General features: G+C 58.8%; 8 protein-coding genes. All 8 read right to left on the bottom strand.

All coding sequences use genetic code 11. From position 1 onward, the window contains the following. A partial coding sequence (locus tag IQ273_RS21785; protein ID WP_228053544.1) for a strawberry notch C-terminal domain-containing protein occupies positions 1-5,876 on the bottom strand: 5,876 nt, incomplete at its 3' end. A gap of 2 nt (positions 5,877-5,878) precedes the next feature. After that, positions 5,879-7,435, bottom strand: a complete 1,557-nt coding sequence (locus tag IQ273_RS21780) for a hypothetical protein (protein ID WP_194025264.1) — start codon at positions 7,433-7,435, stop codon at positions 5,879-5,881. After that, positions 7,423-7,821: a hypothetical protein gene (locus IQ273_RS21775; protein WP_194025263.1), complete on the bottom strand. Its 399-nt coding sequence runs from the start codon at positions 7,819-7,821 to the stop codon at positions 7,423-7,425. The genes IQ273_RS21780 and IQ273_RS21775 overlap by 13 nt, the downstream gene beginning before the upstream one ends. 10 nt (positions 7,822-7,831) lie before the next feature. Next, positions 7,832-9,562, bottom strand: a complete 1,731-nt coding sequence (locus IQ273_RS21770; protein ID WP_194025262.1) for a type IV secretory system conjugative DNA transfer family protein — start codon at positions 9,560-9,562, stop codon at positions 7,832-7,834. After that, positions 9,562-10,080, bottom strand: coding sequence for a hypothetical protein (locus tag IQ273_RS21765; RefSeq protein ID WP_194025261.1), 519 nt, complete (start codon positions 10,078-10,080; stop codon positions 9,562-9,564). The genes IQ273_RS21770 and IQ273_RS21765 overlap by 1 nt, the downstream gene beginning before the upstream one ends. An 11-nt stretch (positions 10,081-10,091) precedes the next feature. Next, entirely contained in the window at positions 10,092-11,669 is a 1,578-nt protein-coding gene (locus tag IQ273_RS35460) for a M23 family metallopeptidase (RefSeq protein ID WP_194025260.1), read from the bottom strand. Positions 11,670-11,823: 154 nt separating this feature from the next. Then, the gene (locus IQ273_RS21755) at positions 11,824-12,576 is read right to left on the bottom strand and encodes a hypothetical protein (RefSeq protein ID WP_194025259.1); all 753 of its coding nucleotides are present in this window, start codon (positions 12,574-12,576) and stop codon (positions 11,824-11,826) included. Continuing rightward, positions 12,573-13,527, bottom strand: a 955-nt coding sequence (locus tag IQ273_RS21750) for a TrbI/VirB10 family protein (protein ID WP_228053543.1), incomplete at its 5' end; no start/stop codon positions are given. The genes IQ273_RS21750 and IQ273_RS21755, both read right to left, overlap by 4 nt.

Genomic DNA, 13,527 nt, shown 5'->3' with positions numbered 1-13,527 from the left:
GGGGAATAATGGGGGTGGATGGCGATCGCCCCCTCCCCATCAACAATCACCACATCCCCTTGCTGGGCCAACCTGTCCAAATACTTGTGCAAACTCCCCACCGGAAACCCCGCCACCGGCACCCGCCCGAGTTCCTTCATTCCAGACTCCATACTGGTGCCAATCATCTCCAGATGCTTGATCAAGGGCCGAGCGCCGTCAAAAAACGCCTCATAGAACCGCTGATCCGGCGATTGCACCAGCACGATCGCATCGGGATACTGCTCTTTCACCTCCAAATATTGCCGCATATCACTCGGCATCCGCGATCGCTCATCCTCGGGTTCCTGCGGGATCACCATCTCAACTTCGGGCACTGCCTGGGCCTGAAGCTGAGCCTGGGCTGCTTCCGCGAACCCCTGCTGCACGATGTTTTTGGAGAAAACTTGGGCAAAAGCGCGATCTGGCAGCCGCGACTCCCCACCCCGCAGACTCTGCACCGCCGTCTCCTTAAACTCGATGTGCCCCTCGCCTCGCACCTGAAATACCATTTCAGAATCGATGAACATATCCCCGTTCTGAGTCAGGTAATGGGTCAGGTACAGCTCATCCCCCTGTCGCTCCACCACCAGCGGAATGAAGGGCTCATTCTCAATCCGCTGGTGAAAGTCTTGAGACGTCATTACGTCCTGCTCAATCCCGGCATTCCTCAAAAACCGCAAAATTCGCTTCTCCAGTTGGCCCATCAGAGGCCGATTGGGTGCAGATGGGGACACTGGATTCTCTGCGGTTGAGACAGCAGGCCTTTCCACGGTTGGCTCTGGCCTGGGTTGACTTACAGCAGGTGCCACTGCCTGAGAAACAACCGGGGGCTTTACCTCCTGTATCTCCACCTTCTCTAGCGTGGGCAGCGACACCCCCATCAACTGCCGCGCCACCTCCTTAAACTCAAACGCCGCCAGCGTATAGTTCCGCTGCTGCATCACCACCCCCAGCACCCGCTCCAGCCGTTCTGGGGGAATGACGACTTCCATGCGATCGGCGACCGAATAAAAATCCGACCCCGCCGCCGCAATCAAGTCTTCATCTAGGTAGTACCGCCCACCCGACTCCTTCGACTTCGGCGCTTGCAGAATGAACCCCTCCCCCGCCTGCTGCGGCTTCAGCAGCAGCAACTCATCGAGGGTCTTCACCGTCCCCTGCCAGTTGGTCAACTCTGTGAGGAACCGAAACACCTGCTGCGGCTCCTTAAACGCCACCGGCTCCTTGGTCAGCTCCGACTCAATATCAAAGCCCTTGGGCATGATCAGCCCCTGGCAGACCTCGCCTCGGTAGTCGGTGTAGTTCACCAATTTCCCGTTGGAATACTTCTCAAACGCCTTGATCAGGTTGCCGGTGAAGATCTGGCGGTTGACCCGCCCCGCCTCCTGCTGCATATCGAACAAGGAATAAACGCTATTGCCAAACCAGTCCTCCGTTTGAACCGTGGCATCGAGCGAGCCGCTCCGCCCTGTGTTGAACTTCGACAACGGCACCGTAATTTGCCGAGCGGAATCGGCCACTAAAATCCTGATCTTCCAGCGGTTCGGTGCCGCCGGACTCCCAGATCGCTTCTTGGCATCTGCCCCCGCCACTACCCCATAGAGAATGGTCTTGCTGGCAGGCGTCACCAACCGCAGCGGTGTGCCCGGCACGAAAGTTTCTAGCACGCTAGAGACATGCGTGAGCTGCTGCTCAATGCGATCGTTCAGCTTTTCAATCGCCTTGCTGTCTTGCTTTTGGGCGATCGCTGCCTGCCGATACTGGGTTGTTTCTGCCTCTAACCGAGTAATTGTCGCCGCTACCTGCTGCCTGGCCTGCGCGGCTACAGCGTCCGGGTCGTGATCTTCCAACGACCTCACCTCCGCCAACCCCACTGACTCCCGTACTACATTGATCGCCTGAAGCTGGGTTAGCGGCTTACTCTCACTCTTAGCCTCCACCAGCTCCAGATACACAGGCCCCGTGAACTCGCTGGCCGTTTCGCTGTCATCGGCCATCACCTCCATCCGCGCCAGTGGCCTGGCGTCCAAATCCAGCTGATCTGCCTCTAGAATGTTCTCTCCCATCGCCCTCGCCTGATCCACCAGGTCACAGTACTCCGACTCAATCAGGCTGTAGACGGCTTCTTGTTCGGCAACAGGCAGCAGCGGAATCCGACCCGTCACCCTCTTGATCAGGGCAATATCTGAGGCATCGTTTTCGGCCTTGGCAGCTGGGAAATCCAGCTTGGCATTGAGTTCTGGGTCATCCGCCAACAGCTCCGTCACCACCTGCTCACCGTAGGGATTCATAAAATCCACCACGGTGTTAAGGGAAATGTCCGTCTCCCGTGCTGCCGTCGTGTTGGCATTCAGGCTGGCCATCTTGCGACATAGGATCGCCCCCGGTCGTTTTTCAGCCGGAAGATCCCCCATCAATAAGGTGTAGTTCGGCAAGGCCACCTGCCCGGTGCGATGCACCCGTCCCAGCATCTGCATAAACACATTGATGTCCCGCTCCGCCTGGGCCACAATCATGTGGCGAGGCCGCTGGTCAGCAAACTTCTCCGAGGCATGGAGCGAAATCCCGGTCGAACCCGAGCAGTTGAGCAGAATAACATCGGCATCTCCGGCATTGAACCGGGCCACCGCATCGATCCTACCCTTGGCGGTGGTTTCCTCCCCTAGCCGCACCTTGTAGGCCATGGTGCCATCGGCCCCATACTCAATGCCCGCCGTCCGCCCGGTGACTTCGGTAACCTGGTAGCCAGAGCGCTCTAGCTGCTGCTCAATGTAGTCAATCGGGCTAATGGGAATGCCACTGAAGTCGGACTCGCGAATGCAATCCAGCGCTTCCTCGTAGGCCAGAACGGCATCTCCGCCCAGTTGGTCATCGCTGAGTCGCAGCCGAGTGGAGTGGCCCTGGTAGTCTGTCACCACCACGTCTCTAGATCGCTCCAGATACCGCTCTAGCAGATCCCCAAAGGAGAGGCTCATCGCATCCCCAGGGCTCAAATCCTGGGACTCCGCGTAAGCCTCGATGAAGCTGCCCATGGTGTTGGCCACGGTAATTACCGGCTTTTCACCTCGGTTCAGGGCCGCAATGGCTTCCTCCACCGTCGCATCCGCCTTTTGGGCCAGCAATCCCTGCTCAATGCAGTTGTGCATCAACGAGGTGAAGTTGGTACTCCTGGCTCCCACCTCGCCAATCGCTCCATCCTCACCTAAAACTTTAGCCTCGGCCTTCGCCTCATTACTGATCGCCTTAACCGCCTTCTGCTTGGCCCGGTCAAAATCCTTAATGGCTCGCATCGCCGCCGAGAAGTCGTCGGCCACCTCCCGATCCACCGGCACCGTCTTGGCTTGAAACGAAATCCCCTCATAGGAGCGCTCCCGCCTGAGCATTTGCCCCGAAGCCACAAACTTGCTGGCGACAATCTGCTGGAGCGGCACTCCACCCCGAGTCAGAATGTTCTCCAGCGCCGTCATGCTGCTGACCCCCAGGCGCAGGTCAGTGCGCCTGGCATAGAGATCCATCACATCGGCCCGCTTAGCGTAAGTGGCTGACGAGTAGAACACTCCCGATGACAGATCGATGAGTTCCCGCACAAAGTCCGCCCGATCCGGTGGCCCCGCTTCTTTCCATCCCCCCTTGCTACCCCCCGCCTGGTGGGCCTCATCCAGAATCAAAATGGCATTGGGAGCCATCTTGCGCAAAAAGTTTCGCCGTAAAGGTTCCTTCTTCCCCACCGTTTGAAGCTGGCTATAGGTGGTGAACACGGCACTGTAGCGCCCCAGGTTCCCCCGCTGAATCATCGCCTGCATTTCCGCCTGCTGTTTGACGGCTCCTGCGGTCTTCAGCGCCGCCCCATTGGCCAGCGGAATCTCGGTATCGCTATCGGTGATGAAGGGCGAAAACCGCCGCATCCCAATATCCCCCACATCCCGCATCATATCGGCGTAGAGGGGTTTGTCCTTAGTGATGAACAGGGCGATCTTCCCCTGCTGCTGGGCATAGCGCATAATGCTGGCACAGATGCGGCCCTTGCCAATGCCGGTCTGGTCGCCGGTAATAAATCCGGCTCCCCGCTCGATATTGCTGATCGCCAGGGCCGAGGCATCGACCTGCTCAGCGCTGAAGTAGCCGTGGAGTTCTGCGACCGAACCATAGCCCAGGCGAATAGCCAGGTAGTCATCAATGTCGCCGTGCTGCTGCTCAAAGCACTCTAGCGCCTGCTGGGCCGCACTGGCCATATTGAAGGGAATCAGGGTCTGAGTCGAAAAGCCTTTGCTCTTGGGCACATAGGCCACCTGCCGGGGTTGGACATCATAGGTGTCTGCCGACGGAGCCTCAGCGCCGCCGGTTGAAAGAGGAGGATTCATGGTGAGTTCTGGGTGAAGGGCTACAGACTCAGTTCGTTCAGCCACGCCTCTAGCGTGGTTTCGTCGTGGAGGCTCAGCCAGTCCAGATAGTCCGGATAGCTGGGGGTTACGGGCGTTACCGGAAAGCTCCCCCCGTAGTGGCCCAGTCGTTCCTGAAACCGCCAGTTGCTCCGAATCAAGGTCTCTGCCCACTGCTGCCGCCAATACTCCAGAGCCAAGTCCGGCTCCTCGTCCAGCTCCAGTATCGGAATCTCCTGAGCCCAGTCCAATTCGCTGAGGGTGGTGGCCAGCCCTTGTTGCGTCTCGATCTGAGAGGTTTCCGAGACCGAGTCCTGAATCATTCTGTCCAGCCGAGTTTGCATCAGCTGCAGGTAAGTCGCTTCGCTCAGCTGCTCTAGCGATGGTGGCACCTTGACGATGAATAGCGTTCCCATGCCCTCCAGCGTCCAGAGGTTGGAAAAGTTGGGGTACTTGCTGGTCATGAACGGGTACGTCCAGGGTGAAACGGGCGTGGTGGATAGGTTCATGGGGAATCAACTCCTTAAGTTCAGCAAACGATTTGTAGATAACCGGGACATCAGCGGCAGGTAACGGGCGTTTCGACCGTCCTCGGCCTTCAATCACAATCAAATCAGTCGGAAAGCCTGCTCCCTGCTTATGGAATAGGTCACCCCAAATGGAAATGTGTTGGGTAACGGCGTAATGCTGATACAGGGCATAGAAGAAACCTCGACTTTCCAGGCTGTTGTAGCGCTCAGACCGCCGCTCTTCATCCACCCCTAACTTGCCACCCAGGATCAGAACGGCGCGACCATCGTCCTTCATCGCCCCTAGAGCTTGAAACGAGATCGCCTGATCAATCTGAGTCGTCCCTCGCAGGTTGCCGGGCAACCTGAATCGCTTACGCTGCCCCTGCGCGTCCCGCACCGCGCCAAAGGGTGGGTTAGCAATCACCACATCGTGCAGGCGTTCTGGCTGATACTCCGCTGCGTCATGCTCCGTGACGCGGTACCCCTGAGCTCGCAGGTCAGCGGCGCGATCTGGATTGAGTTCATTGACGGTCACCTGGGTGGGGTCAGTTCCCACCAGCAATGCGCCATGTCCGGCAGAGGGTTCGTAGACGGTGGTTTCTGGGGTAATGCCCGACAGGGTAGAGGCCAAATACGCGATGGGGATGGGCGTGCTGTAGGCCTGCTGCAACACGCTGGTGGAGGAACGAACATTCAGGGCTGGCTGGCGATCATGTAGATCGATCAGCCGCTCATAGGCGTCGAGGGGAGTGGCCGAGGCTTGGAGGATCCGCTGGGCTGTCCGCACCACCGCCCCCTCCACCGCTTCATCCACCTGCTTCGCCAGCGCTGTACCGGGGTTGACCGGCGTGCCCAACACCAGCGCCGCCTGTTGTCGGGCGGCGGTAATCGTCGTAAACCCTTCACCCCCCAGAAAGTGGGTGGTGAAGTGGTTCACCATCTGCTGTTGGGCGTCTTCTATCATCCCTACTCACCCATAGCCATGCCCACGGCACGGCTGTGTTGTCGGCTGTTTAGGGGCGTCACTGTCGCCGGTTGGTGCCGCTGTAAATCCTGGCTGAGTTCGCGGTCAATGAACCGGAAGTAGGCCACATCCTTAGACGTGAGATCAGACTTGATTTTGCCGTTGTCGATGCTAAGAATCTGACCCCGCTCTCCCGCTTGAATTTTCAGGCTGTTGGGAGTTTCCTCAATCCGGTACTGGCTGCCCCCTTGGAAAACCCGCTTGCCCTGGACATTGGGGCGACTGCCCGTGACATCGAGCAGTTTGCGAGCGGTTTTCGCTAGGGCCAGGGCAGTAAGATCGCGGGTTATGCCCCTGTCCCCGGCTGGCGCGAGGTTACCCAGTTGCCGTACCCGCATGGGGGGCTCGGGAGACAGACCATCCACCCCCTGGATCTGGATCTGCTGGCGGGCTTTCATGAAGTCGGCCTCTTGGGACGCCACCATGTCGTTTTTGAGGATGTCCAACCCCCAGCGAGTTTTGCGGGCCGTCATCAACTCGATGCCTTCGCGGTCTGAGACGGTGACCATACGGCCCTTAGAGCTGACTACGTAGTTCTCAGCCACATAGAAGCCTCGACCAGGGCTGTAGGCAGTGCCGTACTTTTGGAGCAAATCCACCGCTGTGGAGGCAACTTGCCGACTGCGGATATTCGCCGCCAGGGCCACTACCCGTTCAGTCAACTGCTGGGACGAGCGCTGCATCACCCGAGTGGTCTGCTGCATCCATTTCTGGGTGGCTTTTTCCACCACCTGCTGATTCTGGCGCTCCATCACGTTGAGGATGGAGACCACCTTGGGTGAGGCCATGGCCAGGGGCTGAGCGACAACTCGGGTGGGCGCAGGCTGACTTGCAGATGGTTGCTGCTCTAGTTCTATAGCCGTTATAAGGGCCGGGTTTTCCTTGGGCTCAGGTTTCGTGGCTGCTTTCGCGAGGGACACAGGGACGGGGGGCACAGTCTCATCCGCTAGCTTGGGATCTGCTGTTGACGCCTCCTGGACGACCTCAAGGGAAGACACTTCCGCTTGACCAACTGAATCTGGTTCTAGCCGATTGGTCTCAACCGCCCCCTTGCTCATCCGATAAACCAGTTCATCTCCAGCCTTGATATTGATCGTCCCTTTGGCCCCGGTAGTCGTCTCAGCGCCCGCCTGCGGGGGCGCATCTACCGCCGCCTGGAGCAGCTTTAGCGTATTGGCGTTGAGCTTATTGACGGGGTCTTTATCGGCATAGCCTTCGCGGTAGACAATCTCACGACCCATCTTGATCTCAATGGGCTCAGCGGCGGATTGGGGCAAATCCACGGCATCCCCATGCTGAGCATCCTGTGCTTCAATTTCCGGGTCTTGCTCCTTCTGTCGAGCAGCCTGTAGTCGCTCGCGCAGCATCTGAATAAAGGCCTGTACAGCCTCAGCAGTTGATTGAGCCGTGGCTGCTGCTATTTCGCTAGAGGCCAGGGTAGTGTGAGCATAATCCTGCTCGATTTGTTTCGCTTCTCCGGGATTCACTACGGCTTGCATGGTTCCTCCTTTAGGGGGTCTAGTCCTTCTAACTCCATCAGGGGCATGATTGTGATGCGGTTAATCACCTCCAGCCCTTGAACCGAAAAGTAGGCGGTGTCGCCATCGATCAACCACTCCACCAGGGTTGGCGTGTAGTCGATATCCACATCGGCGCACTGGGCATGAATCCGGCCATCCCGCCAGTGAAACACCGTCACATCGTCGTACAGCACCTCAATCTCGCGGGGCACGTAGTCAGTACCCAAAGGCGGCTGATCTAGCACCAGCGCCAGATCAGCGGCGATGTTGGGGTAAGCCAGCAGGGCGGTGACCGTATCCACAGGCAGCTTCGCCCGCAGGGTCTGTGCCAGCATGAGGTCGGGGGATTGAATCGTTGTCGTCATCGGGTTTCTCCTAAAGCAAACTGCTGTATTTATCGATGAGGCCAGCGGGGTCGGGGTAGGCCGAGTTGACCGGGGCTTGAGGCTCCGGCAACATCGCTTCCACCATCTGTCGCCGTTTTTCTAAATCAGCGGCAGTGGGCATCTGCTGAGGGCTGCGGCGCACCAGGCGAGCGTGGATTTTGGCCCATAGGGCTTCACTGCCTTCGCTGGCTTTCACATCGGCCTTGGGAATCTTGATCGCCTGCTGGATAGGAATCGCGGCTTCCCCTCGGGAAGTAAAACCGGGGTTAATCAAGATGCATTTGCCCGGCGGCAGGCGCAGAAACTGGCTGGGTTCAAATAGCTTGCGGGTACGCTCCTGGTCGGAGATAGTGGTACTGGATTTGCCGCCGCCGCGATTGCGCGACTTTTGCTTGTGCTGGATTTCTTCATCCCCCAGGAAGTCTGAGAACATGCGGGCCGCTTCGTATTCCTGGGGATTGAAAACCGCTTTGGTGGCGCAGGCTCCCAGGATGGCGCGGGCCAGTTCGCGACCATAGGTTTTCTCTAGCTGCACCAGGTTCTGAAAGCCGAGGATGACCGCGAGACCGTCTTCTCGGTTTTCGTTCAGCCACTGCACCAGGGTAGGTAAGTAGAGGGTGGGCAATTCGTCAATGGCGACAATTAGCGGATCTTGCCGACGCTGGGCCACATTGCGGGTGACCAGCATGTGCAACACCGTGGCTACCAGCGGCCCCACCACATCCCGTCGCTCCCGATCCATCCCCAGAATCAGCAGCTGCTTGCCGGTTAAATCGAGGGGGATAGAGGTTTGACCACAGAAGGCCCCCAGTACCCCTTCTTTCATAAAGCGGGTAAAGGTCTCGCTGGCGCTTCCCACGATGCCGCTGGCGGTTTTCTCGGCATCTTTCACCCCAATCAACTGGTTGAAAGACACTCGAATCCAGCTGTTCATACCGTGAGCTGCCGCCACCCGATTGCCCAGGTTCGTCAGCCCTAGAACCGCTTGGGCGGTCATGATGTCGGGGTGCTGGGTGGATTTGGCTAGCATCAACAGGGCTTCTGTGAGCTGATCGCCTGCAGCGGCGAAGAAGCCATCCTCGGTGCTCTGGGTCATCAGCCGAAAGTTTTTGTTCAGTACCGTGGCGATTTGTCGCGCCATCTCGGCATCGGACTCGCTGCGGAGAAAGTCGATGGGGTTGCACACTTCGGACTCAGGAAAGCCGGGGGCCAGCACTCGCACGTCGTAGCCCAGCTTGGCGGCATAGGCGGCATGTCGAGCACTTTGGGTCGGGTACTTAAAGTCGTACATGGCTACCGGTAGACCCTGGTCAAGGGCGGAGCGAATCAGCGGATCGATGACGCTGAAGGTTTTGCCGGAGCCTGGCCCACCACAAACGGCGATGCCCCGCTGGAGGTCGGGCAGGTATAGAGACCGGGCATCTTGCTTGCGAGTAGGCTTGCCAATGTAGAGGGAAACCGCGTTGCGCTTGCGCTGCTGAATCTGTCGTACCGCACGCTTGCGAGCAGCGGATTTCTCGGGGCTGCCACCAAAGCGGCTGGTGGCGAGCTTACCTTTCTTGCCTTGGCTCATTAGGGAGAAGGCAGCAATCAGCACCACACAGCCCAGCAGGGTGAGCCCCTGGCGGGATTGGAGTGAGGTCACCAGTTGAGAAATGGATTGAGTAGAGGTGGAATCCACCTGACCCAGAACTGAGGGGTGTTCGGTGTAGTAACGCATCAGCGCAGCACCTCATAGCTATTGGGCGGTAGCTCAATGCCCAGTTGCTCCAGCGCCCAGAGGTATTCCTCAGGAAACTGGCTGCGGGTACCTTCGGGAGCTGCCGTCAGATACTCGGTTAGCTGCTGCTGGTAGGCATCGCGCCCGCCCTGTTCTTGCAGCACCTGGGTGTAGCGCTGGAGGGCTAGCTCACGGGCCAAGTTCAGGGGGATGTAGTGACTCATCACCGGGTCATCCTCCGGCAGCAGCGACCGGCAAACGGCTTGAGTGTCCAGGTAAATCAACACTTCCTGGTAGGTCTCGCCTTCACCAGCCCCGATTAAGAAGTAGCTGCCGGAGGCGGTCTCCACCATGCCCCAGAGTTTTGGGGTCTGGGGCTGGGGGTGCAGGCAGTCGTAGACCGCCTGTGGAATGGGGTCTGACGCCCGAGCCAGATTGAGGCCCACAACCGAGATTAGACCGACCAGCAGGAGACAGAGGCCTGCTAAACCAGCGAAGACAGTACGGTTAAGTCTCATCGCTAAGCTCCTTAACTGAGATAGTTCATGGGGTTCTGGGGCTGGCCGTTCTGGCGCACCTCAAAGTGCAAATGCGGCCCCGTTGACCAGCCGCTACTGTTGGCGCGACCGACCGGATCTCCCTGGGCGATAATGTCGCCCGCCTGCACAAAAAAGCCTTGTAGATGGGCGTAGTAGCTCTCTAGGCCATTGCCGTGGTTGACGACGACGAGCCTGCCGTAGCCGCTGGTGAGGGAGCCACTGATGCCTGCAAAGGTGACTTGTCCGCCATCAGTCGCTCGAATGATGGTGCCGGTGGGGGTGCCGAAATCGGTACCGCTGTGAAGACGGCGATCGCCATGGATCGGGTGAGTGCGATAGCCAAAGCTGCTGGTGACGCCATAGCCCGGTGCGGGGTGAATAAACCGTCCGGTAGCAGTCCCTGGAGAGCCTGAAGCCCTGGCGACAGGTGCTGGGGCGGGTTTGGATTCTCCAGTCTGCGGGTCAATCCCTTTAGCCGTAGCAGCTTCTGCTGAATCAGTAGTCGAAAGGCCTTCCTTGATTTGACCCAAGAAGACCATGCCTTCTTCCTGCACCGGTAACCAGGGAATGGGGCCGATGAAGTAGGGAGTGCAGCCCAAGTCCACAAACAGGTTGCGAACGCACATGCGGAAATACAGCCCGGTTTCAGCGGTGCCGGAGGCCTCATCGGTCTCTAACACCGCCACTTTGAACGCATTGCCGAAGGGATGGCGACCGGTAGGTTCAACCCCACCGTTGGCGGCGGCCAAGGCTCCCCGCCCGCCGCGCACCTGTTGGTACTTGCCGGAGACCCACTGGGTGCCTTCCACCAGCGTGGGTTGCCCGATTTCCAGGTGAGCGCAGTCAGCCTCACAGGGCACATTGAACCCCTCCACATAACTACCGCTGATGGTGTTGATGCGATCGCCTTCCGCCGCACCAAACACCACATCCACCTGGCCCACCACTACGCCTTGCTCCACGATGGGGTTGGGGAAGTTGGCGAAGGGGACATCGGCCAGACCGGGCACCTGGTCGATAACGGACTGTTGCCAGTCGCGGAAGCGTTCCAGCGGAGCCTCCATCAACCCTGGAATATCCGCTAGTCCGTACTGCTCCAGGTTGAGATCTCCCAGACTGAGGGATGCCAAGACCTGATCTTGGAGCACCTCGGCGATCGCAGTTTGTGGATCGACTTCTCCCTTGAGCAGGTCGGCGATCGGGGCCACAGACTCCACCGGGCGGTTGGCTAAATCCGGCACCGCCTGCACCAAGTCCCCAAGGGTTTGCCAGGCCACCAGCGCAAAATCCGCCAGCCGCAGGGCAGGCCAATCCAGCCCCACCAAAGCCGCAATCTCGTACAGCGAGAACTGCTGGAGTTGAAAGCTTTCCTGGAAATCGCCTAGCTGCATATACTGGTCAGCGGTTTGACCGGCCTGCCAGACCCGCGACGGATCGTAGCCCAGCAGACGGATCAGATCCGCTGGAGCCTCAAACGAGCCAGACTCCAGCACCGCTGGCAGGGTGCGCAGAGTGATCTGTACCCAGTCGGGCTTGGTTCCTAAAATCTGATCTTGAATCACAGGCACAGGTGTTCCTGGTTGGAGGCTGGAGTGGGCCGGTGACACCCGCCAGCCATGGAGCCAGATCGCCAAAATTAAAACAAGAATCCCGATCACAGGCCGCCATGGCCGCCTGCGCCTGAAAAAATATGAGGTCATGGCTTTAACCTGAGTAGAGAACCTAGAGAGCGGTAGAGTTCAAAGGCGGATCGTCACGAGCGTTGGCCCCCCATTCCGCCAGGCGGGTGATCACTTCAGAAGAAACCCCTGCTTGCTCGGCGGCAGCAGGCACAGCGAGGCCACCCTGGGCCAACCTCAGAAAGGTTTGTAGCCGATTCCACAAATCCTGGTTTTGAGCAATCAGTCCTCTGGCTTCAGCCACCTGGAGCCCTCGGCGCACATCTCCTGGCCCCAGTAACGGATGGATGGGAGAGGCAGGGTTAACCACGACGGTGTGGTAATTGGGCTCGCCGGTACCAAACGCGATGCGGAATTCGTAGAGGCGGCGATTTGCCTCCGGCAAGGCTCCGCCAACGCCCCCAGACGTCTCGGTAATCACCGTCAGCAGGGTGCCGCTGGCCCTGGGCAAATTCTCAAAAGCCAGTCCCTGAATTCGTCTCAGATGAATCACCGAAGGCCGACCGGAGACACAGCCTGATTCCGCAGCGGTGGGGCAGAGCGGTTGATCAAAATCGAGAGCCACTCGGGACGGATCATCGATCCACACCCGCACGATGGTTTCGTTAGTCGGTATAAAGCTCAGGTTGGTACCATAGCCAGGCCAAAGGTGGATGACGGGGGCCTGGCTGCCAGTTAACCCTTGGGCATGACTGGCAGAAACGGAATAGGCTGACTGGGCTTGGGCAGATTCGAGGGGAATACCCGCTAGAGAAAGTGCCCCGACCACAATCCAGGGAGTCCAAGGTGTTTTCATAGCGCCACCGTTTGATTCACGTACACGTCGACCTCAGTGCCGGTTGGCAAATACCAGACGACGGGTCGATTCAAGATTTCATTCAGGGCCGCTTGATTTCGTGCTTCCACCTGCCCCGATAGCTGCTCAAAGGCACCTTCAAGAATCCCGGCTAGAAGATTGGGCTCTCCGGTGTCCTGGGTGATCGCGCTGCTTCCAACAGAGGTAATAACCGAGGAGGTTTTGGGTCGATTCACTAACCCCGCCGCCCGAGATAACCCAGCCATAGCCGCCATCGTGGCATCCATCCGGGCGATATCCATGCCTGGGTCGTCATACTTCTGGGCGATCAGGGGGGTGCCTTCTACTCCGCGCAGTTGAACAGCTCCAGCGGACAGCGGGATTTCTTGACCCGCCTGAATGAACGAGACCACCGCCAGCTGCACCAGGCCGCTATCCGCCACTGATGTCACCTGTGCTACCAGCGAAGTGTCTGCCGGTAAGCCAATCTCTCCATCGGCAGTCAGTAGTGGTTCGGTCAACTGCACCACGAACTGAGGACTGTCTGTCTCCGACGCCCAGATCAACGGCGTTTCCAGCACTGCTGGAGCTTGACTGCCGATCATCAACAGGGGCGCTGTCGGGGGCAATGCCACCGGCTGGCCCTGGAGAATGGCCGCTTCTTCGGCATGGTTGATCTCAGAGCGTGATGTCGGTGTATTGGCCTGCACTACAGGGGCCGGATCAGTAACCACAGCATTTGTGGGTACCGGAGCAAGTCGTTGATCGCCCAACTGCGGACTCTGCCCGTAGCTCCCCAAATGCGAGAGTGCTAGCCATCGTTCCGTTGGATCTACGACGGGTTGGGCGATAGGTTGGGAAACTACGGGACGGGCTGAAACCGCAGGGGAGACAGGAATTGGTCGAGGCGGCAGCGGTGCCGGGGTGGGTCGCGCCGCCACAGGTTGGGGG

Source organism: Nodosilinea sp. LEGE 07298 (genome assembly GCF_015207265.1).
Lineage (GTDB): Bacteria > Cyanobacteriota > Cyanobacteriia > Phormidesmidales > Phormidesmidaceae > Nodosilinea.
The sequence above is the reverse complement of the archived record's forward strand: the minus strand, read 5'-3'. Positions and strand labels throughout refer to the sequence as shown.